This is a genomic window from Parenemella sanctibonifatiensis, from assembly GCF_002250565.1.
GTDB classification, from domain to species: domain Bacteria; phylum Actinomycetota; class Actinomycetes; order Propionibacteriales; family Propionibacteriaceae; genus Parenemella; species Parenemella sanctibonifatiensis.
This window is the reverse complement of sequence record NZ_NMVJ01000001.1, coordinates 843,945-866,987: the sequence shown is the minus strand read 5'-3', so window position 1 is coordinate 866,987 and position 23,043 is coordinate 843,945. Positions and strand designations below refer to the sequence as shown.

At 69.5% G+C, this 23,043-nt stretch carries 25 protein-coding genes and 1 tRNA gene; 11 read left to right on the top strand and 15 right to left on the bottom strand.

The window, feature by feature from the left end; all coding sequences use genetic code 11:
- Nucleotides 1-150: 150 nt before the first annotated feature.
- The 9 genes from CGZ91_RS04100 to CGZ91_RS04060 form a co-directional block, all read right to left on the bottom strand.
- Nucleotides 151-224: transfer RNA gene (locus tag CGZ91_RS04100), tRNA-Pro, on the bottom strand.
- An 80-nt stretch (nucleotides 225-304) separates the two neighbouring features.
- A complete protein-coding gene (locus CGZ91_RS04095) occupies nucleotides 305-1,477 on the bottom strand; it encodes a WD40 repeat domain-containing protein (protein ID WP_144276772.1) in 1,173 nt (390 codons plus the stop codon).
- Nucleotides 1,446-2,015 (bottom strand): hypothetical protein, encoded by a 570-nt coding sequence (locus CGZ91_RS04090; RefSeq protein ID WP_094452725.1) that lies wholly within the window; start codon nucleotides 2,013-2,015, stop codon nucleotides 1,446-1,448. The genes CGZ91_RS04095 and CGZ91_RS04090 overlap by 32 nt, the downstream gene beginning before the upstream one ends.
- Nucleotides 2,002-2,514, bottom strand: coding sequence for a hypothetical protein (locus CGZ91_RS04085; RefSeq protein ID WP_094452723.1), 513 nt, complete (start codon nucleotides 2,512-2,514; stop codon nucleotides 2,002-2,004). The genes CGZ91_RS04090 and CGZ91_RS04085 overlap by 14 nt, the downstream gene beginning before the upstream one ends.
- Nucleotides 2,511-3,848, bottom strand: a complete 1,338-nt coding sequence (locus tag CGZ91_RS04080; protein WP_094452721.1) for a hypothetical protein — start codon at nucleotides 3,846-3,848, stop codon at nucleotides 2,511-2,513. The genes CGZ91_RS04085 and CGZ91_RS04080 overlap by 4 nt, the downstream gene beginning before the upstream one ends.
- Nucleotides 3,849-3,946: 98 nt before the next feature.
- Nucleotides 3,947-4,906, bottom strand: coding sequence for a metallophosphoesterase (locus CGZ91_RS04075; RefSeq protein WP_229116412.1), 960 nt, complete (start codon nucleotides 4,904-4,906; stop codon nucleotides 3,947-3,949).
- A 1-nt stretch (nucleotide 4,907) separates the two neighbouring features.
- Nucleotides 4,908-7,403: a transglycosylase domain-containing protein gene (locus CGZ91_RS04070; protein WP_229116411.1), complete on the bottom strand. Its 2,496-nt coding sequence runs from the start codon at nucleotides 7,401-7,403 to the stop codon at nucleotides 4,908-4,910.
- A gap of 80 nt (nucleotides 7,404-7,483) precedes the next feature.
- Nucleotides 7,484-8,620, bottom strand: a complete 1,137-nt coding sequence (locus CGZ91_RS04065; protein ID WP_094452719.1) for an ArsA family ATPase — start codon at nucleotides 8,618-8,620, stop codon at nucleotides 7,484-7,486.
- Nucleotides 8,613-9,527, bottom strand: coding sequence for an ArsA-related P-loop ATPase (locus CGZ91_RS04060; RefSeq protein ID WP_094451638.1), 915 nt, complete (start codon nucleotides 9,525-9,527; stop codon nucleotides 8,613-8,615). The genes CGZ91_RS04065 and CGZ91_RS04060 overlap by 8 nt, the downstream gene beginning before the upstream one ends.
- Nucleotides 9,528-9,621: 94 nt before the next feature.
- On the opposite strand from CGZ91_RS04060, the gene CGZ91_RS14210 reads away from it, so the two are divergent.
- Nucleotides 9,622-9,786, top strand: a complete 165-nt coding sequence (locus CGZ91_RS14210) for a hypothetical protein (protein ID WP_094451639.1) — start codon at nucleotides 9,622-9,624, stop codon at nucleotides 9,784-9,786.
- Nucleotides 9,783-10,238 (top strand): RidA family protein, encoded by a 456-nt coding sequence (locus CGZ91_RS04050; protein WP_094452717.1) that lies wholly within the window; start codon nucleotides 9,783-9,785, stop codon nucleotides 10,236-10,238. Before CGZ91_RS14210 ends, CGZ91_RS04050 begins: the two co-directional genes overlap by 4 nt.
- Nucleotides 10,239-10,316: 78 nt before the next feature.
- Here CGZ91_RS04050 and CGZ91_RS04045 read toward each other — a convergent pair whose 3' ends face one another.
- Complete coding sequence (locus CGZ91_RS04045) at nucleotides 10,317-11,027, bottom strand: Crp/Fnr family transcriptional regulator (RefSeq protein ID WP_094451641.1); 711 nt, start codon at nucleotides 11,025-11,027, stop codon at nucleotides 10,317-10,319.
- Nucleotides 11,028-11,143: 116 nt separating this feature from the next.
- Between CGZ91_RS04045 and nth the strand changes: the two genes are divergently transcribed.
- Both nth and CGZ91_RS04035 read left to right on the top strand, forming a co-directional pair.
- Entirely contained in the window at nucleotides 11,144-11,809 is a 666-nt protein-coding gene (nth, locus tag CGZ91_RS04040; RefSeq protein WP_229116410.1) for an endonuclease III, read from the top strand.
- A complete protein-coding gene (locus CGZ91_RS04035) occupies nucleotides 11,806-12,372 on the top strand; it encodes a TlpA family protein disulfide reductase (RefSeq protein WP_094452713.1) in 567 nt (188 codons plus the stop codon). Before nth ends, CGZ91_RS04035 begins: the two co-directional genes overlap by 4 nt.
- 15 nt (nucleotides 12,373-12,387) lie before the next feature.
- Here CGZ91_RS04035 and CGZ91_RS04030 read toward each other — a convergent pair whose 3' ends face one another.
- From CGZ91_RS04030 to CGZ91_RS04015, 4 genes are all read right to left on the bottom strand, one after another.
- The gene (locus CGZ91_RS04030) at nucleotides 12,388-12,903 is read right to left on the bottom strand and encodes a phage holin family protein (RefSeq protein ID WP_094452711.1); all 516 of its coding nucleotides are present in this window, start codon (nucleotides 12,901-12,903) and stop codon (nucleotides 12,388-12,390) included.
- Nucleotides 12,904-13,037: 134 nt separating this feature from the next.
- Complete coding sequence (gene nhaA / locus CGZ91_RS04025; protein ID WP_229116409.1) at nucleotides 13,038-14,249, bottom strand: Na+/H+ antiporter NhaA; 1,212 nt, start codon at nucleotides 14,247-14,249, stop codon at nucleotides 13,038-13,040.
- Between the two features lie 148 nt (nucleotides 14,250-14,397).
- On the bottom strand, nucleotides 14,398-16,353 hold the full coding sequence (gene acs, locus CGZ91_RS04020; RefSeq protein WP_094452709.1) for an acetate--CoA ligase: 1,956 nt from the start codon (nucleotides 16,351-16,353) through the stop codon (nucleotides 14,398-14,400).
- Between the two features lie 117 nt (nucleotides 16,354-16,470).
- Complete coding sequence (locus tag CGZ91_RS04015) at nucleotides 16,471-17,217, bottom strand: class I SAM-dependent methyltransferase (RefSeq protein WP_094452707.1); 747 nt, start codon at nucleotides 17,215-17,217, stop codon at nucleotides 16,471-16,473.
- 148 nt (nucleotides 17,218-17,365) lie between these two features.
- Between CGZ91_RS04015 and ssd the strand changes: the two genes are divergently transcribed.
- Genes ssd through CGZ91_RS03995 form a run of 4 tightly spaced genes read left to right on the top strand, consistent with a single transcriptional unit; the run spans nucleotide 17,366 to nucleotide 21,253 of the window.
- A complete protein-coding gene (gene ssd / locus CGZ91_RS04010; protein ID WP_179229112.1) occupies nucleotides 17,366-18,481 on the top strand; it encodes a septum site-determining protein Ssd in 1,116 nt (371 codons plus the stop codon).
- Nucleotides 18,481-19,656: a TadA family conjugal transfer-associated ATPase gene (locus CGZ91_RS04005; RefSeq protein WP_094452705.1), complete on the top strand. Its 1,176-nt coding sequence runs from the start codon at nucleotides 18,481-18,483 to the stop codon at nucleotides 19,654-19,656. The genes ssd and CGZ91_RS04005 overlap by 1 nt, the downstream gene beginning before the upstream one ends.
- The gene (locus CGZ91_RS04000; RefSeq protein ID WP_094452703.1) at nucleotides 19,653-20,465 is read left to right on the top strand and encodes a type II secretion system F family protein; all 813 of its coding nucleotides are present in this window, start codon (nucleotides 19,653-19,655) and stop codon (nucleotides 20,463-20,465) included. The genes CGZ91_RS04005 and CGZ91_RS04000 overlap by 4 nt, the downstream gene beginning before the upstream one ends.
- Nucleotides 20,462-21,253 (top strand): type II secretion system F family protein, encoded by a 792-nt coding sequence (locus CGZ91_RS03995; RefSeq protein ID WP_179229113.1) that lies wholly within the window; start codon nucleotides 20,462-20,464, stop codon nucleotides 21,251-21,253. Before CGZ91_RS04000 ends, CGZ91_RS03995 begins: the two co-directional genes overlap by 4 nt.
- A gap of 28 nt (nucleotides 21,254-21,281) precedes the next feature.
- Here CGZ91_RS03995 and CGZ91_RS03990 read toward each other — a convergent pair whose 3' ends face one another.
- Nucleotides 21,282-21,695: a hypothetical protein gene (locus CGZ91_RS03990; RefSeq protein WP_094452701.1), complete on the bottom strand. Its 414-nt coding sequence runs from the start codon at nucleotides 21,693-21,695 to the stop codon at nucleotides 21,282-21,284.
- A 252-nt stretch (nucleotides 21,696-21,947) separates the two neighbouring features.
- Between CGZ91_RS03990 and CGZ91_RS03985 the strand changes: the two genes are divergently transcribed.
- From CGZ91_RS03985 to CGZ91_RS03975, 3 genes are all read left to right on the top strand, one after another.
- Nucleotides 21,948-22,172, top strand: coding sequence for a DUF4244 domain-containing protein (locus CGZ91_RS03985; protein WP_094452699.1), 225 nt, complete (start codon nucleotides 21,948-21,950; stop codon nucleotides 22,170-22,172).
- Between the two features lie 67 nt (nucleotides 22,173-22,239).
- Entirely contained in the window at nucleotides 22,240-22,632 is a 393-nt protein-coding gene (locus CGZ91_RS03980; RefSeq protein WP_094452697.1) for a TadE family type IV pilus minor pilin, read from the top strand.
- A 26-nt stretch (nucleotides 22,633-22,658) separates the two neighbouring features.
- Nucleotides 22,659-23,039, top strand: coding sequence for an Rv3654c family TadE-like protein (locus CGZ91_RS03975; protein ID WP_094453005.1), 381 nt, complete (start codon nucleotides 22,659-22,661; stop codon nucleotides 23,037-23,039).
- Nucleotides 23,040-23,043: the final 4 nt, after the last annotated feature.

The following is a 23,043-nucleotide window of genomic DNA, read 5'->3' as shown; positions in this document are numbered from 1 at the left end:
CAGAACTTCTGGCCGCTGTAGGGGCTCACAGCAGGCCGTCGTAGGGGCCCACATGATCGAAGGGGAAGCCGCCGCCGGTCGCCCACCAAGTCAGGCGGCCCGGGAAGCACAAGCCGGGCCCACGAGAACGTGAGCCCGGCTTGACTGATGTCGGGGTGACAGGATTTGAACCTGCGACCTCCTCGTCCCGAACGAGGCGCGCTACCAAGCTGCGCCACACCCCGAGGTCTGTGGTCTGGACAAGACCGAGGAACAGCTTAGCGCAGCGGAAGCGGGGGTGTCACTTGCAGCTGCACGGTGAGCGTCAGCGGCCGGTACGCGGGTCGGTGAAGGTCTGCTGCAGCTGGCCGGTGGCCAGGTCGAAGGCCCACATCCCCCGGTCGGCGCCGGAGGCGTACAGCACCCCGTCGGCCACGGCGCACCGCCAGGCGGTGTGGAAGCGGCGCGGTCGTTCGAGCGGCACCTCGGTGAGTTGCCCGTCGGCCTGCAGGATGTGAATGGTGTCGGTGTCGATCCAGACCGCCGCCGCTCCGTCGGCCGTGACACACAGCCCGACGGGCCAGTAGTCCAACGGGTGCCGGACCGGTTCGGCACCGGGCTGCACCAGGACGACCTCGCGCGGGTCGCTGTCGGTCACCCCGACCAGTGCGCCAGCCAGCAGCGACCAGCCGGTGCTGTTGGGCAGGTCGGCGTGGGCGGTGATCTCGGCGAAGTCGGACGGCCGGCGCACCGACACCCGGTCGGGCCAGCTCAGCACCAGGGCGCCCAGGCCCACCGTCATGGCGATGGCGCCGGGATCCACGTCGGTCTGCGCGAGCTGCTGTCCCGCCAGCGCGTCCCAGCGCCGCAGCGTCCCGTCGGCACCGGCCGACACCAACTCGTCGCCGACGAAGGTCAGCCCGACGATCCCGTCGCCGACGCCCACCTCGGCGACCGGGGCGTGTCCGCGCAATTCCTGCACCACGCAGCCGGCCCGGCTCACCACCAGGCTGCCGTCGCAGCGCGGCACCACGACCACATCGCCGCTGCCGGCCCACAGCGGGTTGGCGTTGTGGCGCTTTGCCAGCAGCGCCGTGGCGGCGCCGGTGGCCGGATCCCAGGCCAGCACCGTGTTCATGAAGCCGCTGCGTACGGTGTCGCCGTCGCGCTCGATCGGCCCGACCCAGGTCATCGGCACCGGGTCGACCTCGGTCCCGGGCGGCGGGGCGCCGGCCCCGCATCGGCCGCTGAGATGGGAGTAGCGGTGCCCCGAGGTCAGCGAGGCGCACTCGCCGACCCCTGATGTCGCCGGGGTGGAGCCTCCGGGGGAGCCCGTGGGCGTACCGGGCGAGGGGGCGCCTGGTGATGAACTGGACGGTGTGGACACGGGGCCTCCCTGACAGGCCGACAGCACGGGTGCGGCGGCCAGCGCCGCCAACAACGCTCGACGCGGCAGCGGCGCCATCTCAGTGGCCCCCGCCGAGCCGGCGTACGTCATGGGCCAGCTCCGACCAGTTCACGTCGGCAAGGGCGTCGTCGTCGCGGCGCGCCTCGGCCCATGCGGGCAGGTCCTCGGTGAGCCGCTCGGCGGCGAGGTTGTACGCCTCCATGACCGCCAGTCCGGCCGCCCGCTCATCGGCCAGCAGGTCCGGGGAGACCTCCAGGATCATCACGTGGTCCATGGTGAGCGAGACGTGGGCGCGGCCGCTCTCGTCGCGACCATCGGTCTGGCTCGGGAAAAGCTCGCCCGGCTGCGGTGGCGGCGCCGGTGGGCTGTCATCCAGCTGTCGCTGTGCGAACGCCATCACCAGATCCCGGTCCGGATCCGGTGCGGGCTCAGGCAGCGGCTCAGCGACTGCCGCGAGCTCCTGGCGGTGCTGCTCGCGGCCGGCGTCCAACGCCGCGGCGACGGCGCCCAGCAACGCTCGCGGCGTACGCCCCTCGCCGCGCCACCGCAGGATCGTGAGGGAGCCGTCGACGAATTCGACGTGGACGCTGTCCTCGGAATGGACGGTGTGCACCTCAGGAGTCGGCATCGGCGGCCTCCAGAGCGAAGTGACGGACGACGCCGTCGGCGCATTCGATGGCGTCGAGGTGGGCCGGGTCAGTCATGATCAGTTGCTGCGAGACGACCTCGTGGCCGTGCGCATCCAGGAAGGCGTACTGGTCAACCACGTGCAGGACCCACCACGGCTTGGCCCGGGAACCGTCCCCGGAGGCCTCGATCAGCTCGAGCCCCAGCGCCGCGTACGCCCGCTCCCGCTCGGCGCCCTCAGCATCGCCGAGACCTGCCAACGCCTCGGCGTACAACTGATGGGCCACCGGACAGCCGAAGCTGGCCGGCATCAGGGCGCGCAGCAACCGCGCCAACTCGTCGTGGCGCGACTGCTGCGCCAAGGCGATCGCACGATCGATCCACGGCGTGTCCTCTTCGAAGCCCGCCAGGCGGCGAACCGTCTGCTGCAACTCGCGTGCCCGTGCCGCGCCGGGCTTGGCCAGATAGGACGACAGAGCTTCCTGGAGCATCATCGTCACACCCAGAACCGACCGGCGGCGGAGGCGTTGTCCTCCTCGGTCGCCGAGTAGTCATTGCCGGTGCCGATCATCTTGGAACCCACGGTGGTCATGCCCTCCTTGGCGCCGGCGACAATCCGATGCCACGGCACCAGGCAGGAGGCATCGCCGGCCACGGCGGCCGACTCGATCGGAGAGTTGGACTTGGCGGCGAAGGGCCGCATCGTGATGACCGGCTCGGCGGTGATGTAGAACTCCTGGGCGGCCGAGTCGACCTTGCCGCCCTGCTCGGACCAAGTCGGCGGGTGGAAGTCGGTGGTGCCGGTGCCACCGCCGGTGGGCGGCTGATAGTTGGGGTCCTTGCGCTTCTGGTACTCGTCGTAGCTGAAGTCATTCATGTACCCAGAAGCGGCCTCCCGCGCATCCACTTCGACCGGTCGCTCCCAATAGGCCTCGTTGTCGTTGGGGGTGTTCGGATCGTCGCCCTTGCCGCGGACGTAGTCGTCGTTGAGCCGCTTCCAGCGCTCGGCCTCCTCCCGCGACATGCCGTTCTTCTCGTCCTGCCAGGGGAATCGGAAGGCCTTGTAGCCGGTGTGCTGGCGGCGGTGCTGCATCTCGTGGATCACGGTCTCCATGATCCCGGGGTCATCGAGATTGGCCGGGTCGACCTTCAGGGTGTCCGGGTGGATGTAGACGCCCAAGGAGCCGGGATGCGCGTTCCAGTCGATCTCAATCGGGGGAAAGCCGTTCTCGCGCGCATAGTCATCGGCCATCTGCTGCAGGAAATCCTTCTTCTCCTCATCAGACATGCCACCCTCGGACTCGGGCTTGCGCCAGTCGTCCTCGATCCGCGGATCAATGCTGGTGGCGCCATAGCCCAGCGGCAGCGGCTGGGGCAGATTGAGCGAGGAGAAGGCCTGGGTCACGTTCCTGGTCCCGGTGGCCTCCAGCCGCTGCAGGTCCTTGCGGGTGGCGTCGAGGAGTTTTGTCGCGTACTGGTGGTCGCCGATCATCACCGCCTTCCAGAAGTACGGACGGCGGGTCGTCGCGACCGCCACCATCGCGGTCTGGACGGAGCCGCCCCCGCTGGCAGCGCCGGCGTACGCCGCGGCGGTGCGCTGGCCGGCCTGGCTGACCTCGGAGAGGTGCTCGACGATCGAGCCGCCGCGGGTGACGCTGGCCTTGAAGGCGTCGGCCGAGGCGCCCTTGTTCTTGGCCAGGACAGCACGCACGGCGTCGGTGACGGTCGACAGGGCGTCTGTCGTGGCGCCGGTGAGCGTGTCGTAGGTCGACCCGCGAGAGTTGAGCTCGTTGATGTCGAGGTCGGGCTTGGTGACGCCGGTTTCGCTGAACATGGTGATCCTTCCCCCTCCAGCTGGCTGCGAGTGAGGAGAATCCTACGCGGGGTTAGGGTCGCGGTCCTGGCTGCCGCGGTCCACTCAGGCGGCAGGGATCAAGCGGTGAGGGTGAGGAGCGTCGCCTCTGGTGGGCACCACAGCCGATAGGGCGCATAGGGCGAGTTGCCCAGCCCCGCCGACACATGCAGGTGTGCCGTCCGGCCAGCGAAACTGTGCTGGGACAGGCCCTTCACCCGTTCCGGCTCGATGTCGCAGTTGGTGATGATCGCACGGCCGCCGGGCAGGCAGACCTGACCGCCGTGGGTGTGGCCGGCCAGCAGCAACTCGCAACCGTCTGCGGTCATCGCGTCCAGCAGCCGCAGATACGGCGCATGGGTCACGCCAATGCTCAGCTGGGTGCTCGGCGCGGCCGGACCGGCGACCCGGGAGTAGTCGTCGAGCTCCATGTGGGCATCGTCGGTGCCGCGGAATTCCAGCCGCAGTCCGTTGATCTCGATCTGGGCGCGCTGATGGGTCAGGTCATGCCAACCCGCGGTCAGGAAACCGTCGCGCAGGCTCTGCCACGGCAACAGCTGCGGGGGCCGCGGCGCCCGCTTGCGGCCGGTCAGATATCGCAGTGGGTTACGGGGCCGCGGCGCGTGGTAGTCGTTCGATCCGAACACGAACACCCCGGGGCGCTCGAGCAACTCGCCGTAGGTCTCCAGCACCGACCGCACCGCCATCGGATGCGAGAGGTTGTCCCCGGTGTTGACGACCAGGTCCGGCTCCAGGGCCACGAGCCGGGACACCCAGCGCCGCTTGTGGGTCTGATCGGGTGACAGGTGCAGGTCGGACAGGTGCAACACCCGAATCGGTTCGGCGCCTGCCGGCAGTACCGGCGCGGTGACCTCGCGGAGTCGGAAGTCACCCAGCGAGGCATGCCCGTACGCGAACAGCCCACCGCCGAGGATCGCACCGGTGGCCGCCACTGCGCCGAGCCCGGTGAGCACCTGGCGTACGCCGGGGACAGGGCGCGGCCGGGAGGCCGAGACCTCCCGGCAGAGAACCTGCGTCACCTCAGCCGCCTTCGCCGTTGCCGTTGTTTCCGTTGTTGCCCTGATTGCCACCGGGGGGCTCGAAGCCGGGGCCCTCGTTGCCGGGCGGCGGCTGCGGGGCTGGCTCAGGGGCCGGTGCCGGTTCGGGCGCCGGCTCGGGCTTCGGCTCCGGCTTGGGATCCGGCTTGGGATCCGGCTTGGGATCCGGCCGCGGACCGCGGGAGAAGATCAGGTTGATGGTCTGACCGTACCGGGCGGTGCCGGTCGGCGAGACGCCCAGGAAGGTGCCGGCCGGACGGTTGCTGTAGGTCTGGGTGCGACCCACCACGAAGCCCGCCTCCTCCAGCTTCTTCTGGGCCGCGCTCGGGCTCAGCCCCTTGACGCTGGGCACCTCGACCGGCTTGCCGTTCTTGATCTCGTCGGTGGGCTCCACGAAGTCAGTCTTCGGGCGTCCCTCCAGGGCGGCCGTCATCGAAGGACGGTAGATCCAGTTGCCCGCGTCCTGACCACCCGAACCGGACATCCGCGAGCCGCTCACCGGAAGCCGCAGCCCATCCAGACTGGGGGTGCGGTTGCGCCAGCTGTCGCTCTGCCAGAAGGGGTTGGTCTTGTCGATGGCGACCATGGCGATGCCGGCAACTTCTGGGGTGTAACCGGCGTACCACACGGCCTGGGTGTCCTGGATGGTACCGGTCTTGCCGGCCTGCGGATAGCCGCCGGGAATCCGGCCAGGCCGGCCGGTGCCATTGGCCACCGAGCCCTGCAGCAGCGAGTTGACGCCGTCGGCCACCTCGGGAGCGATGACCTGCTTGCAGTCAGCGCCCGGGACGTTGATCTCGACGTCCTCCTTGGTGCGGACCGACTCGATGATCACCGCGTTGCAGTGCACGCCGCGGCCAGCGAAGGTGGCGTACGCCTCCGCCATCGACAGCGGCGTCACCTCCAGGGCGCCCAGGGTCAGCGACGCGAAGTGGGAGTAGAGGTTGACCCAGTTCGGATCGACGCCGGGGCCGACCTCGATGCCGAGCTTCTCGGCCATCTGGGTGATATTGCACAGACCGGCGGCCTGGGAGAGCTGGATGAAGTAGTTGTTGGTGGACGTGGAGATCGCCCGAGCCATGTCCATGTTGCCGCTCTGGGTCGAGTTGCGTACCTCGTAATCACCCATCTCGACGGGACCCTCGCAACTCTGGAAGGTCTTGCCCTTGTACTGCATCGGCGAGTTGGAGTCGTAGCGCGTCGTCATCGGGATGCCCTTCTCCAGGGCAGCCGCGACGGTGAACGGCTTGAAGGTTGAGCCGGCCTGATAACCCTCGGCCCCACCCATCTCGCGGGAGGCCGCGTAGTTGAAGAAGGTCTGACCGGCGTTGGTGCCCATCTCGGGGCGACTCTGCGCCATCGCCAGGATCTGCCCGGTGCCGGGCTCCAGCATCACCATCACGCCCAGGACGGGATCCTCGGCGTCGATGTTCTCGGCGATCGCTGCTTCGGCGGCATCCTGCAGCTTCGGGTCGATCTTGGTCTGGATGGTCAGACCGCCGCGGTAGAGGAAGTTGCGGCGCTCGTCCTCGTCCCGACCGAAGGCCGGGTTGGCCAGCAGCGAACGCTCGACGTACTGGCACAGGAAGGGGTAGGGGGAGGCGGCGCAACCGTTGCGAGGCGGCTGGATGCCCTCCGGGTTCCACTCGACCTCCTTGGCAGCGTCGGCCTCCTCCTCGGTGATGAAGCCATAGCGGGCCATCTGCGCGAGCACCACGTTGCGGCGCTCGACTGCGGCGGCCGGGTCGTTGGTCGGGTCCAGCGCGACCGGATTCTGGACGATGCCGGCCAGCATCGCCGACTCGGCCAGTTCCAGGTCCTTGGCGCTCTTGTTGAAGTAGTGCTGGGCGGCGGCCTCGACGCCGTACGCGCCGTCGCCGTAGTAGGCGATGTTGAGGTAGCGCTCCAGGATCTGGTGCTTCTCGAGGCGACGCTCCAGCGCGATCGCATAGCGCAGCTCGATGATCTTGCGCTCGTAGCTGGATTCCTGCGCCTCCGCGACCGCTTGGCGATCGCCGCGCTGGGCAGCGGTCTCGATGCGGACCTGCTTGACGTACTGCTGCGTCAGCGTCGAACCACCCTGGGTGTCGCCGCCGGCGGAGTTCGACAGGAACGCCCGCAACGTGCCCTGAAGGTCCATCGCGCCGTGTTCGAAGAACCGGTGGTCCTCGATCGCGACCTGCGCGTCCTGCATCGTCTTGGAGATGTCATCCAGCTCCACATAGACGCGGTTCTCGTTGTAGAAGTGCGTCAGCACCGAGCCGTCGGCCATCAGGACGGTCGTACGCTCCGACTGCGGCGGGGTCGCCAACTCGGCCGGGAGGTTCTCGACGGTCTCCTCGATGGCTCGACCACCGACGCCGGCGGTCGCGACCAATGGCAGGAACAGTCCGGCGACGAGCAGTCCGGACAGCACACTGATCGCCACGAACATCGTCGCGGCGTAGAGCTTGCTGCTGCTGCGGGCAGTAGTGGGCATGGTGGCAGCGTACGTGAAAGGGACAACCGCATCGAAATGTGAGCCAGAGATTCGGTGAGTTGTCAAGGTCCTCTCAGTTTTCAGCGCCACCGCATCCATGGGTGCTCGGGCACCCGCTGATCGGCCAGCACCGCGGCCAGCTCGCGTACCGATGCGACATCACTGACTTCTCGGCCGACCCGGGGCACCGTCAGCACCGGATGCGTGGTGCCGCCAGCCCGGTACGCCGCGACCAGATCCTGCTCCCGGTCGGCGCGGCCGCGCAGCCACTGGTGCATCGCCAGCAGTCGCGCCCGGTCCGGGCTCTGCCAGTCGTCGGGGATGGTGATCGGCGGACAGGGGTGCACCTGGTTGACGATGGTGGCGGCGATCCCCATCCGTTCCCGGTCCAACCGTTCCCCCAGGAAGCGGGCCTCGCGCAGGGTCGTGGAGTGCGGCGAGGCGATCAGGAAACATCGGGTGGCGGGGGAGCGCAGGATGCCGGCAGTCGCCTCGGCCCGGGCGTGAAAACCTTCGAACTGGTCGGAGAAGGCATCGAGGAACGCGCGTAGGTCAGCGACCAGTTCGGTGCCCAGGATCCGACCCACCACGCTGGTGGCAGCGCCCAGACCACGGTTGAGGAGCCGCAGCGGCCCATCGCTGCCGGAGCCGGTGATGGCGCCGATCAGTTGGTGGTCCAGAAACCGCCCCAACCGGTCCGGCGCGTCGAGCAGATCCAGGGCGCTGCGTGAGGGGGGCGTGTCCACCACGATCAGGTCCCAGGCGCCCGCGCGGGCCTGGTCCGCCAACTGCCCCAGCCGTTCCAACGCCAGGTATTCCTGGGTGCCGGTGAAGGCAGTCGAGAGCTGTTGATAGAAGCGGTTCTGCAGGATCGCCTCGGCGCGGCCGGGGCGGGCGGTGGAGCGAATCACCTCGTCGAAGGTGGCCTTCATGTCCAGCATCATCGCGTCGAGTCGACCTCCGGCGGCGGTGTCGATGTCGGGCACCGGGGCCGCTTCGTTGCCCAGCGCATCACCCAGGCCGAGGGCCTGCGCGAGTCGGCGAGCCGGATCGACGGTGAGCACCAGCGCCTCGCGTCCCAGTTCGGCAGCACGGAGCGCAATCGCGGCCGCGACCGAAGTCTTGCCGACGCCACCGGCGCCGCAGCTGAGCAGGATGCCGACGCTGGGGTCGGACAGCAAATGATCGAGGTCGAAGTCGTCGGTGGCGTCAGACATGAATGGCCTCCTTGACGTGGTCGGCCAGTGCGGGCAGGTTGCGGTGGTCGATCGCCGTCCACAATTCCGGCACCGACACCACGGGTCGGTCCACGGCCTGCAGCCGGGCCAGCGCGCTCTGTTCGTGCTGGTGCCGGTCCCGGACCAGCCCGACCTCAGCGGCCAACTGCTGCTGCCACGGCGCGGTGCCGCGATCCAGATGGTCGGGCACCAGATCGGCCGGCAGCACCCGGTTGGTGATCACCGCGCCCACGGCGACCCCGATCCGTTCCAGTTCGGCGGCGGCCTCGATGGTCTCGGTGGCGGGCAGGTCGGCCAGCAGGCTGACCAGATGCACCCGGGTCTGGGGCCGCTGCATCACCTCGGCAATGCTGCGAGCCTGGGAGTGGATCGGGCCGCTGCGTGCCAGATCGGCGACAGCGGTGTGGATGTCGAGAAAGTTGGTGAGCCGACCCGTCGGCGGCGCATCCAGCACCACCGCGTCGTACGCCGGCGTACGCCCCTTGGGCTTGGCCTGCACCGCGTCGTAGACCATGCCCAGCAGCAGCAGGTCGCGCAGTCCGGGAGCGATGGTCGCCGCGAAGTCCACCAGCCCGACCTTGTCCAGAATCTGGCCCGCCAGCGGTGTCCGGGAAACCCGCGTCAGATACTCGCGCAGCGCATGGGTCGCCACCACCGACTGCCCCACCAGCCGGCCACCGCCGACCGAGGCGAGCACTCGCTGCTCCGTGTCGCCCAGGCTGCTGGTCGCAAAGAACTCGGCGATCGCCTGTCGGCCTTCGACCTCGCACAGCAGCACCCGCGCGCCGTCGCGAGCCAAGGCGTACGCCACGGCTGCCGCGACCGTGGTCTTGCCGGTGCCACCCTTGCCGGAGACGATGTGCAGCGGCACCGGCTCAGAAGTCATGGCGCCAGCCTACTGAATGGTCCAGCGCGGCTGAGCGGTCCATCGACGACAGCGCGGCCTTGCGCTGGGGCCGGGAATCCAATAAGCACGTGCCATGACCAAGTGGGAATACATGACGGCACCGATTCTGGTGCACAACACCAAGATGATCCTCGACAACTTCGGCTCCGATGGCTGGGAGCTGGTCCAGGTCGTCCCCGGCATGAATGCCGAAAACCTCGTCGGCTACTTCAAGCGCCCGATCGAGGACGACAAGTGAGCACCCCCACCGAACGTCTCGAGGCGGCCGGTCTGGAGCTGCCCGTCGTTGCCAAGCCTGTCGCGGCGTACATCCCGGCCGTCGTGAGCGGTGGCCACGTGTGGACCTCTGGTCAACTCGCCACCATCGGCGGCAAGCTGGAGGTGACCGGCACCCTCGGTGCGGACGTCGACGTCGAGGAAGGCGCCCGGCAGGCCCGGATCTGCGCCCTCAACGGCCTCGCGGCCGCTGCCCAGGCAGCAGGCGGGCTCGACAACATCAAGCGGATCGTGAAGGTCGTCGTCTTCGTGCAGGCCAGCCCCGACTTCGAGCAGCATGCGCTGGTCGGCAACGGGGCCTCGGAACTGCTCGGGGAGGTCTTCCCTGACGGCCACGCGCGCTCCGCGGTCGGCATGGTGTCGCTGCCGCTGAACGCGCCGGTCGAGGTGGAACTGGTCGCCGAACTGACGTGAGTGAGCGGGCTGAGTTCCGGTGCGGTGATGGGGGGCGGCGATGAGCGAGGTCGCCCCCCCGGGGCACCCCGGCGCCTCTCAGCTGGAGCGCTTCACCAGCCGGTCGTGGTCGAGGATCGTGAAGGCGCCGGACTCGAGCCGGATCCAGCCGCGGACCGCGAAGTCGACCAGGACCTTGTTGACAGTCTCCCGGGAGGCGCCGGCCATGTGGGCAATCTCGGCCTGGGTCAGGTCGTGGCGCACCTCGATCGGGGCATGGAGCGGCTGGTCGCCGGCGAACTTCTCCGCCAACCGCAGCAGCGACTTCGCGACCCGACCGGGGACGTCGGAAAGCACCAAGTCGATCGCAATCTCGTTGGCGCGTCGCAGCCGATGCGCCAACCGGGTCAGCAGCGCCCGGCTGATCTCGGGACGACCGTTCAGCAGCTCCAACAGGTCGTCGTGCTCCAAGCAGCGCAGCTGGGTGTCCAGCAGGGCCGTGGCAGTGGTGTTGCGGGGGCCCGGGTCAAACAGGCTCAGCTCGCCGAACATCTGACCGGGCGTCAGCACCGACAGCAGCGTCTCCCGCGGAGCGCGGGGGCCTGGGTTGGGCTCGATGCGGGACAGTTTCATCCGGCCCGCAGTGATGATGTAGAGCTCGGTGCCACGGTCACCGGCCCGGAACAGGGTCTCGCCACGGCGTACGTTCACCGTCGACATCGCCTCACCGACCGCATCGATGGTGGATTCGTCGGCCCCCTCGAACAGCGGCGCGTCACGCCAGGTCGGCTCGCTCGCAGCGTGGGTCATCAGGGCTTTCTCCCTCGGTCCAGGTGGCGGTGGTGTCGCGGCACCGATCGCCCCATCATGGCAGCGCAGCCGTACGCGCGCAGACCCGGTCCGCGCGCCCTCCTAGACTTTCGCGTGTGACGCAGGAAATCTTCGAAGAGCTGGGACGCACCTATCCGCAGGCGCGTTGTGAGCTCGACTTCACGACCCCCTTCGAGTTGCTGATCGCCACCGTGTTGTCGGCGCAGAGCACCGACCGACGGGTCAACAGCGTGACCCCGGAACTCTTCCGGCGCTGGCCCGACGCGGCGGCCCTGGCCGGGGCCGAGGAGGTCGAGGTCGCCGAGGTGATCAAGCCGACCGGCTTTTTTCGCGCCAAGTCGACCCGGATCATCGCGCTGGCCGCCCAACTGGTGGCCGACCACGACGGTGACGTACCCGGTGATCTGGCATCTCTGGTGGCGCTGCCCGGGGTGGGGCGCAAGACCGCCAATGTCGTCCTCAGTGACGCCTTCGGGGTGCCGGGGATCACTGCCGACACCCACCTGATCCGGCTGGCGGGGCGGTTCGGCTGGACTGACAGTGACAAGCCCGAGGTGGTCGAGGCCGAGGTGGGCGAATTGTTCGATCGCTCTGACTGGAATCAGCTCAACCATCGGGTGATCTGGCACGGTCGGCGTTGCTGCCATGCCCGCAGGCCTGCTTGCGGGGCCTGCTCGGTGGCGCAGTGGTGCCCGGCGTACGGGATCGGCGAGACCGACCCGGACGTGGCCGCGACCCTGATCAAGGAGCCGCGTCGATGAGCGCACGGTGGCAGCTGGTGGCGGGGGTGGCACTGGCAGCCGCCCTGCTGGCCGGTTGCCTGCCGACGCCGGACCGGGGCGCCGACCCCAGCCCTGCGAGCTCCGCACCGGTCGACTTGGGGCAGGAAATTGCCGCCTGCCCATCGGCCAGCGGCCCCGGTGAGCTGCCGGCCCTGCAGCTGACCTGCCTGGGCGGCAACAGCGAGGTCTCACTGGACCAGTTGCGCGGCCCGTTGGTGATCAATGTGTGGGCGAGCTGGTGTGGGCCCTGCCGGCAGGAGGCGCCGTTCCTGGCCGAGGTCAGTGAGGAGTACGCCGACCGGGTCACGTTTCTGGGCGTGATCGTTGAGGACGATCCTGCGCTGGCGACCGAGTTCGCGCAGGCGGCCGACTGGAGGTACGCCCACGTGCTCGACCCCCAGGGCCGGTTCCTGGCCGAGTTGGGGCGCAGCGGCGTACCGCAAACCCTGCTGGTGTCAGCCAGTGGTGAGATCGTGAGGACCCATCCGGGGGCGTTCAGCAGCGCCCAGCAGTTGCGAGAACTGCTGGCGGAACTGGACTGAACGACCTGACTTGGGTCAGCTGGCCCGGCCCTCGAAGCTGGTCGGGCCGCCGAGGTCACGGTCCTGCTTCTTGGCTTCCTTCGCGGCGGCACGCTGCGCGCCGATGGCGGCGACCTGGGTCTGGCCGCGGTCCAGCGAGGCCTTGACGGCCCCGGTGGTCGCCTTGGCCTGCGCGATGGTGGCCTCGGGCGCCTTGATCTTCGGCACGTGCACGAAGTAGATGATCGCGCCGAGGATGGCCGCGATGATGAGCATGCAGCCGGCCATGCACAGGAAACCGAAGAGCAGGTTGACCACGGTGCTCTCGAAGGTGAAGAGCAGTGACCAGCCGAAGGCGCCGGCCAAGAAGAGGAAGGCGAGCAGGTTGAAGACGATGTAGAGCGCGATGATGCCCAAGACGGCGGCGCCACCGACGCCCTTGCCGGCAGGGACGAGCTCGGACTTCGCCAGCTCGATCTCGCCGCGGACCAGGGCCTTCACGTCATCGGTGATGAACTTGACGATGTCACCGACTGCGGGCTGATCTGCCATCGTGTTCTCCTCCGGGCCTGCCTGCGCAGGTACTGGGTGGACTGCCGACCGGTGGCCGACAGTGGGGTCTACTGCATCGGCAGCCTATCGGGTGCGGCGGGGCCCGCGTCCATACCCCGGGTGCAACGGCGTACTCAGGCCTGCTCGGCGCGGTGGACCTTGGTGCGGCGGGCCAGCAGCAGGCCGCCGGCGACCGCGGCGATCAAGCTGCCGGTCAGCACGGCCGCCTTGGCCTGGTCGATCAGTTCAGCGGGCAGGCTCAACTCCACGATCAGCAGCGACACCGTGAACCCCAGCCCGGCCAGGACGCCGACGCCGAGGAGTTCGCGCCACGTCACCCCCGACCCCAGGGCGGCGCCGGTGAGTTTGGCGGTGAGCATCGCGCCACCGAAGACGCCGATGGTCTTGCCGAGCACCAGACCGAGCGCGATGCCCAGGCCGATCGGGGAGGTCACCACGCCGAGCATCAGGTCGGGGGTGATGGCGACGCCGGCCGCCATGAAGGCGAAGAACGGCACCACGAAACCGGCGGAGACCGGGGACCAGAAGTGGTTCCAGCGGTCCACCGGGTCGTTGCCCTCGGTGGCGGTGTTGCGGCTCGCCAGACCGAGCGCGACACCGGCGATGGTGGCATGGACGCCGGACTGGTAGGTGGCGTACCAACAGAGGATGAACAGCGGGACGTAGAGCGCCCAGTGATCGATGCGTTGCCGCTGCGCCAGCCACCACACCAGCACGCAGGCCAGGGCGACACCGAGCCACACGAAGCTCAGGCCGGTGGTGAAGACGACCGCGATCACGATGATGCCGCCCAGGTCATCCACGATGGCCAGGGTGAGCAGGAAGGCGCGTACGGGCGTGGGCAGGCTGGAGCCGACCACGGCCAGCACCGCCAATGCGAAGGCGATGTCAGTGGCCATCGGGATCGCCCAGCCGCCAGGGTGGCCGTCGGGGCTGGCGAGGTTGACCGCCAAGAAGATGCCGGCCGGCACCGCCATGCCGCACACCGCAGCGATGATCGGGACCAGCGCCTCGGCGGGTCGCGACAGCGCCCCCTCGGTGAACTCCTTCTTCAGTTCCAGCCCGGCGACGAAGAAGAAGATCGTCAGCAGGCCATCCACTGCCAGCGCATGCAGGTCGAAGGCGCCGCCGGTGAAGGGGATCGGCAGCTCCCGGATCGCCTCGTAGGAACGGTGATGCAGGTTGGCCCACAGCAGCGCGACCACGGTGGCCGCCAGCATGATGAAGCCGCCGGTGGTTTCGCTGCGCAGGACATCGCCCAACTGGCGCTGACGAAGGTTCGTCAGTCGCTCGAAGGCGCTGGGGTGCGCAGGGGATTTCGCCACGGGTGACTCCTCTCGGTGGCGGTGACTGTACTCGCGTCGGCGGCCGCCACCGGTTGGCCGTCTCAGGACCTCCGGCCCGGATCTGGCCCCGAAAACGACACGACCCGCGACGCCAACGGGCGCCGCGGGTCGCGTACGGGCGGTGAGGTCAGTCCTCAGAGCTCGTCTTGGAGCTGAGGCCTTCCTTGATCAGCGACATCACCGAGGAGTCGGTCAGCGTGGTGACGTCACCCAGCTCCCGGTTTTCGGCGACGTCACGCAGCAGGCGGCGCATGATCTTGCCCGACCGGGTCTTGGGCAGTTCCTCCACGATCATGATCTGGCGCGGCTTGGCGATCGGGCTGATCTCCTTGGCCACATGGTTGCGCAGCTCCTTGATCAGTTCCTCGCCCTCGGCGTGCTCGGCGGCATCGGACCGCAGGATCACGAAGGCGACGATGGCCTGACCGGTGGTGGCATCACTGGCACCCACGACGGCCGCCTCGGCGACGGTCGGATGAGAGACCAGCGCCGACTCGATCTCGGCGGTCGACAGCCGGTGACCGGAGATGTTCATCACGTCATCGACGCGACCCAGCAGCCAGACGTCACCGTCGGCGTCGTACTTGGCGCCGTCACCGGCGAAGTACTTGCCCGGGAAACGCGACCAGTAGGTGTCCTGGTAGCGCTGGTCATCGCCCCACAGTGTGCGCAGCATCGCCGGCCACGGCTGGGTGATGACCAGGTAGCCCTGCTCGTCCGCTCCGACCGGCTGGCCCTCATCGTTGACGATCTCGGCGCTGATGCCGGGGAACGGGGTCAGCGCTGCACCGGGCTTGCCCTTGGACACACCAGGCATCGGCGTGATCAGGTGCTGACCGGTCTCGGTCTGCCACCAGGTGTCAGCAACCGGGCACTGGTCCGAGCCGATGTGCTTGCGATACCAGAGGTAGGCCTCGGGGTTGATCGGCTCACCGACCGAGCCGAGCAGTCGCAGGCTGGACAGGTCGTACTTCGCCGGGATGTCCTCGCCCCACTTCATGAAGGTGCGGATCGCGGTCGGGGCGCAGTAGAGGATGGTCACCTTGTACTGCTGGATGATCTCCCACCAGCGGCCCTGGTGCGGGGTGTCAGGGGTGCCCTCGTACATCACCGAGGTGGTGCCGTTGGCCAGCGGACCGTAGACCAGGTAGGAGTGGCCGGTGACCCAGCCGATGTCGGCCGCGGTCCAGAAGATGTCGGTGTCCGGCTTCAGGTCGAAGGTGGCCCAGTGGGTGTACGCCACGCCGGTCAGGTAGCCGCCGGTGGTGTGCAGGATGCCCTTGGGCTTGCCGGTGGAGCCCGAGGTGTACATCACGTACAGCGGGTGCTCGGCGTCGAAGGCCTCCGGGGTGTGCTCGGTCGACTGCTTGCCGACGACGTCGTGCCACCACAGGTCACGGCCCTCTTCCATCGCGGTCTCCTGGCCAGTGCGCTGCACCACCAGGACATTGCGTACGCCGGGGGTCGCCTTGAGGGCTTCGTCCACGGCGGGCTTCAGGCCGGCGGGCTTGCCGCGGCGGTACTGACCATCGGCAGTGATGACCACTTGGCAGTCACAGTCGTTGATCCGCGACGACAGCGCGTCGGCCGAGAAACCTGCGAAGACCACCACGTGCGGGGCGCCAATGCGGGCGCAGGCCAGCATCGCGACGACCGCCTCCGGGATCATCGGCATGTAGATTGCGACTCGGTCACCGGGCTTGACGCCGAGCTCGGTCAGGGCGTTCGCAGCCTGGGAGACCTCGGCGGTCAGCTGGGCGTAGGTGATGTCGCGGGTGTCGTTCGCGGGCTCGCCGACCCAGTGGAACGCAACCCGATCGCCATTGCCGGCCTCGACATGGCGGTCGAGACAGTTGTACGCCGCGTTCAGCTTGCCGTCGGCAAACCAGGTGGCGAAGGGCGGGTTGCTGAAGTTCAGGCCTTCGGTCGGCTCGGTGTCCCAGCTGAGACGCTTGGCCGCTTCGACCCAGAAAGCCTCAGGGTCCGCCGCTGCGGTCTCGTAGGTCTGGGCCGTGACGTTGGCGTTGGCGGCCAGCTCCGCGGGCGGGTCGAACACCGGTGTAGAAGAGCTTTGCTCGCTCACTGCGGTTCCTCCTGCAGGATCATCTTCGTCGAAGTGTTGGCAGCACCCTAGCCACCTCGACGCCCAGTTTGAACAGCGGGCGTGCGATGGGATGGCCCGAATTCTCCTCGATCCGACTCAGAGCTGGATCGCGACGCCGTCCTCGAAACGCAGCGGGCCGGTCATCTCGCTCTGGTCCACCACCGCCCGCCAGCACGCCACCCGATAGGGCAGCAGCAGCGGTTCGGGCGGCCGTGCGGAGGTGTCGTAGAGCCGGCCCACGTCCTCGGCGACCCGATCACGTTCCGCCTCCGAGAGGTGCTTGGTGGCCGAGGCGACCATCGCGACCATGCCCGCCCGATCGATCGGCACCCAGCTGCGGAAGTCGCGCTGGTCGGCCGGTGCGAAGTAGGGGCTGGCCAACACGTCATTGATCGAGTCGTCGCCGTAGTCGCCGCGCATCATGGTGTCGTCGACCTCGCGCAGGATCGCTGCCATTCGGCGTACCCACGGCACTCCGTCGTCCCGAACGGTGTAGCTGACGGCGATGTGGCCACCCGGCTTGAGGACTCGCGCCACCTCGGGCAGCGCCAGACCGGGGGCGAACTTGTGCAGGTTCTGCGACGCCAGCGCGATGTCGAAGCGCTGCGGCCGGAAGGGCAGGGCCTCGGCGCGGGCGGCGATCGCGGTGATGCCCCAGCGTTCCCGGGCGCGGTTGGCGCGGAAGGTGCTCTTGTCGATCAGGGTGACCTGGTGGCCGGCGGTGACGGCCTCGTCGATCAGCGCAGCCGAGGTGTGCCCCAGCACCAACACCCGCGCTGGGCGCGAGCCGAGCAGCCATTCGACGCTGGCGGCGGCGTACGCGGTGCGGCTGGTGCTGGTCATGCCCTCAGGCTAGTTGCCCACGTCACTGCGGCGGGGGACCCCAGGCTGGATCCGAGCGGCGTCGTCCACAGGCAGGAAGACCGACGAAGTTGTCCACAGATCGTCAGAAGTCCGGCGCAGAGCGGAGTTCGGTGCCGATGGTGCCGGTGTGGAAACAACACTGTCCCGCTCTGACACCACTCCCGTCACCTCCTCTGGTCCGGCACCGGGACCGAACTCGCCCGTCCCGCTGCTGGTCAGCGAGGAGGACCGCTGGCGTGACCCCTATCTGGCAGCGGCTGCCGCGGCTGACGCCGAGGTCGTCGTCTGCGGACTCAGCGAGGTGGTGAGCAGGTGGGAGGAGGCGAGCACCGTGGTGGTGGGCGCTGATGTGGCCGAACAGGTGGCTGCCCTCCGCCTGCCGAGTCGCGCCGGGGTCCACCTGGTCGGCGATGCGGATCACCCGGTGAGCGGCTGGTCCATGCAGTTGGGTGCGGCCGTGATCGATCTCCCCGCCGGCCAACCGTGGCTCTCGCAGGTGATCCGGGGGCCAGCGGTCGGCGGTGGTGGTTCGGTGCTGGCGGTGGTCGGCGCCAGTGGCGGGGTCGGGGTGTCGACCTTCGTCACCGGGCTTGGCCAGGCCTGCACCGACCGCGGCCCGACGGTGCTGCTGGACGTCGATGCCGCCGGTGGCGGGCTGGACCTGCTGCTGGGCCTGGAGGCTCAGGAGGGCTGGCGGTGGCGCGACCTGGCCGCGGCTCGCGGCGGCCTGTCGGGATTGTCAGGTCGGCTGCCGAGTGAGGACCAACTCTCGGTGCTGGCGGTCGACCGAGACCCAGCGGGTGCCCCCGGGCAGGTCCCACGCGGAGCGTTGGCGGTGGTGCTGGAAGCGGCGGCGAACGAGTTCGACGCGGTGATCGCCGACCTGGGCCGGGGCGAGGCAGCCGAACATGCTGTCGTGTTGGAACGCGCCGACCGGATCCTGCTGGTGGTGGCGACAGAGCTGCGATCGATTGCCCAGGCCCGCACCATCACGGCCCGGCTGGGCGCCGGGGCGGTGGAGTTGTGGGTACGCCAGTGGCGGCCGAGCTCGTTGGCGCCGGTGGTGGTCGCCGATGCGTTGGGGCTGCCCTTGTCCGGGGTGATCCCCCACGATCCCGCGGTACGCCGGGCCGCGGACGCAGGGTTGCCGGCCGCCTCCGGTGCCGGTCGGGGCTGGCGGCGCGCCTGCCGCGCGGCCGCCGCGCCAGTGACCGCGCTGTCGCGCCGAGGGGGCTGGTCGTGATGGCGGGGGTGGATCTGGAACTGCTGCGCTCGGAGTTGGCCGAGCTGACCGACGACCCCGGCGTGGTCGACGTCGCCCGGGTGCTGCGTCGGCACGGGCAACCGGTCGACGAGGAAGGGGTGCTGGCCGCCGTACGTCAGCTGCGCCGCCACAGCCGAGGCGCCGGACTGCTCGACGACTTGTTGCGCCTCGACGGCGTCACCGACGTGCTGGTGAACGGGCCCGAGGAGGTCTACCTGGACCGGGGTCAGGGCCTGGAACGCTGTCAGGTCCAGTTCGAGGATGACGCGGCGGTGCGACAGTTGGCCACCCGGATCGCCGCCGCGGCCGGCCGCCGGCTGGACGAAGGCAGCCCGTACGTCGACGCCCGCCTGCCGGACGGCACCCGGGTCCACGCGATCCTGGCGCCGGTTGCTGATCCGGGCACCTGCATCAGCCTGCGGGTGCCGGCACGACGGACCCTGGACCTGGCCGCGTGGGCCGGTGACGCGGCCGGTGAGGCTGCGGTGGCCGCGGTCGGTGACGTGGTGGCGCAACGGGCCAGCTTCCTGGTCACCGGCGGCACCGGTAGCGGCAAGACCACCTTGTTGTCCTCCATGCTGGCGCTGGTGGATCCGGGAGAACGGATCGTGGTCGTCGAGGACTCTCGTGAGATCAATCCGCGCCACCCTCACCTGGTGCGGTTGGAAGCTCGCCCGGCCAATGCTGAGGGTCGGGGCCGGGTGGATCTCACCGACCTGATCCGGCAGGCGCTGCGGATGCGACCGGACCGGCTGGTGGTGGGCGAGGTCCGTGGCGCCGAACTGACCGACCTGCTGACCGCCCTCAACACCGGCCACGAGGGTGGCTGCGGCACGGTCCACGCCAACGGGGTGGCGGAGTTACCGGCTCGACTCGCCGCGCTGGGCGCGTTGGCGGGATGGCAGGAATCGGCCGTACGCGCGCAGGCGCTGGCCGCGTTGGACGTGATCGTGCACGTGGAACGGCGCGGTGGACAGCGCCGGATCGCCGAGATCGGCGTCCTCACGACCGGCCCGGGCGGAGAGCTGTCATGTGTCACGGCGTTGCGGTTCGATCCGGGACCCGCCGCTGCGGACGCGGGTCGGCGTACGGTCCACGAACCGGTCCGCCGCGGCCCCGGTCATCGGCAACTGAGTGAACGGTTGGGCTGGTGACTCTCGCGGTTGCGGTGCTGGCCGGGATGGCGGCGTGGTGCTGGTTTCCGCCGGCGCGGTCGCGCCGGTTGGCACCAGTCCCCCCGACGCGGGCAGCCTCCCGCCGCAGACCCGTGCTGCCGGCACTGGCCTTGGTTGCGGTGGTGGTGCTGCTGTGTGGCATCGGCTGGGGCGCGATCGGGATCACGGTGGCGTTGGTGGTCGCGCTGACTGGCTGCACCGCGCTGGTCAGTCTGCTGCGCTGGCGACAACGGGCCGCCGTACGCCGGCGCCGCGAGGAGGTCGGCCAGGCCTGCGATGCGCTGGCGGCCCAACTCGGCCTGGGGCAGTCGGTGGCGGCGGCACTGCCGACGGTGGCGGCCGAGTGCCCGGTGCTGTCCGAGGCGGCGGCGGTGGTCGGGCTCGGGGGCAGTCCGGTGCCGGTGTGGCGCCGACAGAGCCGGGAGCAGGGCGCCGACGCTTTGTTGGACCTGGCCCGGGCATGGCAAGTGGCGGTGGCTGCCGGCGGGCCGATGGGGCCGACGCTGCAACGGATGGGAGAGCAGCTGCGGCGGGATCGAGAGCTGCAACGGATGGTGGAGACTGAGCTGGGCACGGCGCGGATGACAGGCCAGCTGCTGGTGGGGCTGCCAGTGGTCGGACTGGCCCTGGGCGCCGGCCTGGGTGGCGACCCGGTGGCCTTCCTGCTGGGGCACGTCGTGGGTCAGATCTGCCTGGTCGCCGGGGTGTTGCTGGCATGCCTGGGATTGCTGTGGACCGAAGCCCTCGCCCGGGTGCCCGGGCTGACCACGGAGGTGGCGAAGCCATGACGCCCGGACCGCTGATCGTGGCAGGTCTGGTCGCCCTGGCCGTGTGGTGGGCCCAGTTGCCGGCCACCCACCGGCTGAGTGTGGCGGGGGCCCGAGACGCAGCCAGCGGGGCGGTGGTGCGATGGCCGCCGCAGCGGTGGCCGGTGCATCCTGATGCTTGGCCGTTGTCGATCCGTCGTTCGCTGGGCATTGGATCGGGTGCGGCGCTGGGACTGCTGACTCGGCAGTTGGTGCCGATGTCGGGGGCGCCGAGCTGGGCGCTCGCGGTGCTGGGCGGGCTGCTGGTGTCGGTGAGCGTCACCGTTGGGCTGGGCCGGGTGGTGTCACCGGCGGCGGCTCGGCGTCGGGAGCTGGTGGCAATGCAACTCCCGACCGTGATCGAGTTGTTGACTGCTGCAGTGGAGGCCGGACTGCCGCTGCAGCGTGCGGTGTCGGTGGTGGCGGAGGTCGCCGGAGCGCCGATCAGCGAGGATCTGGCGGGGGTTGCGCGGCGTACGGCGCTCGGACAGCGACCTCGGGAGGCCTGGGCGGTGTTGCGGGGCCAGCCCGCATGGGCCCGGGTCGCTGACGACCTGGGGCGTGCCGAGGCCAATGGCACCCCGGCCGGGCCGCTGTTGGTCCGGCTGGGGGAGGACCTCCGCGAGGACCAACGGGGTCGGCTCCAGACTGCTGCGCGGACGGTCGGCGTCCGCAGCGTGCTGCCGTTGATGGTCTGCTTCCTGCCGGCCTTCGCGTTGGTCGGCGTCGTGCCGATCGTCGCCGGGGCGGTGCTCGCCTGGTTGTCCTGAGCTCGGGGCCCGTCGGGCGGCGTGAGGCTCAGACCGGCGGCAGGAAGGCGAGTGCGGTCGCCGCCGACACCACAGCGACAAAAGACATCACCGCGGTCAGCAACAGCGTGACCGCCTTGCGTGCGCCGTCGTGGTTGGGCAGCAGTGTTCGCAGCACCAGGCAGACCAGCCCGATGCTGCTGAGGGCGGCCAGCAGCACCGGCAACGCGGCCGTGGTGAAGCGGTTCCTGGCTGAGCTGCGCCATTCAGCCCATCGATGCTCACGGGACTCGTCACTCCACTCCGCCACAACGTCGTTCTCGGAGTACCACAGGCTCGCGTTGTCGACGAGGATGAACCCCGCCCAGGCGCCGATCACCAGCCCGGCGATGATCCACCCGAGCTGCTCCCACACCACCGCGCGTGGGCGGACGACGCCGCTGAATCGCTGCCCCTCAACCATGGCGGCAGCGTACTGGTGGTGTGGTCCGTTTGCCCGGTGTTGACCGGGACAACACCGGGGCCGCTGTGGCGGGCTCAGTCATCCACAGTCGGGCAGCGCTCGCAAGCGCTGTCCACAGCTCCAGAATTCAGTGGCGAAAAGTCGGGGTAGGCGACCGCTTGGTGAAGGTGTACCCCCAGAACGGGGCACCACCCGGTCGGCGCTCGGCCGGGTGACAGACCGGGATCGTTCCCGTCACCGAAGGAGTTCCTCATGACCCGTCTCCACCTGCCCGTCCAGCCGGACCACGACTGCGACCCGGCCCAGCCGAGCCGCGATGAGCGTGGCATGAGCACCGCAGAGTACGCCGTCGGCACGCTGGCAGCTGTCACCGCCGCCGGCGTCCTGGTCAGCATCTTCCAGGATCCCCGCTTCTTCGAGCTGCTCTGGCAGATCATCATGTTCATCCTCGAGATCTTCGGCGGCCTGTTCGGCTGATCCCCACCCCCAGGCCCCGGGCGGTCCGCTCAGCCGTCCGGGGCACTGGCCGTCCTCGGAGGAAACGATGACCATCCGTACGCCACCCAACGCCACCCGGCCCAGCGCCACCCGAGGCCGCGACCAGCGCGGCATGGTGACGGCCGAGCTCGCGCTCGGCACCCTCGCCCTGGCCATCGTCATGGTCCTGCTGGGCTGCCTGCTGCGCATCGTCTTCATCCAGATCGACCTCACCACCACCGCCACCGAAGTTGCCCGGCAGTACGCCCGCGGCGACGAGGTGACTGCCCAACGCGCCGCCCGCGACCGGCCTGCCGGAGCAGCCGTGGACCTGGAACGAGGCGCGGGCGAGGTGGTCGTGGTGGTCAGCATGGCGGTGCCGTTGCTGCCGGGCACCGAGATCCTCCCGGTGCCGATCAGTGCCACCGCGCGGGTGCCCGTCGAGCCCGGTGTGTCATGAATTCGCGTGTCATGAACGTGCGTGTCATGAACGTGCGTGTTGGCCGGCTGCGGGCGCGCATCGAGGCCGATGAGCGTGGCGCCGGCACCATGCTGACCGCCACCGCAGCCGGAGTCCTCGTCCTGGTCGGGCTCGTCCTGGCCCTCACCCTGGCGGTGGTCGTCCAGGGGCAGCAGGCCCGGGCTGCCGCCGACCTGGGCGCACTGGCCGGCGCCTCGGCGCACACGACCGGCCAGGACGCCTGCGAGGCCGCTGCCGCCACCGTGTCCGCCAACGGCGCCGAACTGGTCAGCTGTGAGCTGGCCGGCGACCAGGTCGAGTTTGCGCTCACCATCACCGTGCGGCTGCCGTTGCCAAGTCCGCTGCCACCGCTGCAGGCCACCGCGGTGGCCGGTCGGGTGAGCTGATGGA

Bases quoted from the DNA above. Each gene is read 5' to 3' on its own strand.
- CGZ91_RS04090 (WP_094452725.1), bottom strand. From the start codon at position 2,015: ATGCCGACTCCTGAGGTGCACACCGTCCATTCCGAGGACAGCGTCCAC.
- CGZ91_RS04080 (WP_094452721.1), bottom strand. From the start codon at position 3,848: ATGTTCAGCGAAACCGGCGTCACCAAGCCCGACCTCGACATCAACGAG.
- CGZ91_RS14210 (WP_094451639.1), top strand. From the start codon at position 9,622: ATGACCAAGTGGGAATACATGACGGCACCGATTCTGGTGCACAACACC.
- CGZ91_RS04005 (WP_094452705.1), top strand. From the start codon at position 18,481: ATGGCGGGGGTGGATCTGGAACTGCTGCGCTCGGAGTTGGCCGAGCTG.
- CGZ91_RS03995 (WP_179229113.1), top strand. From the start codon at position 20,462: ATGACGCCCGGACCGCTGATCGTGGCAGGTCTGGTCGCCCTGGCCGTG.
- CGZ91_RS04015 (WP_094452707.1), bottom strand. From the start codon at position 17,217: ATGACCAGCACCAGCCGCACCGCGTACGCCGCCGCCAGCGTCGAATGG.
- CGZ91_RS03985 (WP_094452699.1), top strand. From the start codon at position 21,948: ATGACCCGTCTCCACCTGCCCGTCCAGCCGGACCACGACTGCGACCCG.
- CGZ91_RS04065 (WP_094452719.1), bottom strand. From the start codon at position 8,620: ATGTCTGACGCCACCGACGACTTCGACCTCGATCATTTGCTGTCCGAC.
- CGZ91_RS04070 (WP_229116411.1), bottom strand. From the start codon at position 7,403: ATGCCCACTACTGCCCGCAGCAGCAGCAAGCTCTACGCCGCGACGATG.
- CGZ91_RS04030 (WP_094452711.1), bottom strand. From the start codon at position 12,903: ATGGCAGATCAGCCCGCAGTCGGTGACATCGTCAAGTTCATCACCGAT.
- CGZ91_RS04060 (WP_094451638.1), bottom strand. From the start codon at position 9,527: ATGACTTCTGAGCCGGTGCCGCTGCACATCGTCTCCGGCAAGGGTGGC.
- CGZ91_RS04035 (WP_094452713.1), top strand. From the start codon at position 11,806: ATGAGCGCACGGTGGCAGCTGGTGGCGGGGGTGGCACTGGCAGCCGCC.
- CGZ91_RS03980 (WP_094452697.1), top strand. From the start codon at position 22,240: ATGACCATCCGTACGCCACCCAACGCCACCCGGCCCAGCGCCACCCGA.
- CGZ91_RS04045 (WP_094451641.1), bottom strand. From the start codon at position 11,027: ATGACCCACGCTGCGAGCGAGCCGACCTGGCGTGACGCGCCGCTGTTC.
- CGZ91_RS03990 (WP_094452701.1), bottom strand. From the start codon at position 21,695: ATGGTTGAGGGGCAGCGATTCAGCGGCGTCGTCCGCCCACGCGCGGTG.
- CGZ91_RS03975 (WP_094453005.1), top strand. From the start codon at position 22,659: ATGAACGTGCGTGTTGGCCGGCTGCGGGCGCGCATCGAGGCCGATGAG.
- CGZ91_RS04095 (WP_144276772.1), bottom strand. From the start codon at position 1,477: ATGACGTACGCCGGCTCGGCGGGGGCCACTGAGATGGCGCCGCTGCCG.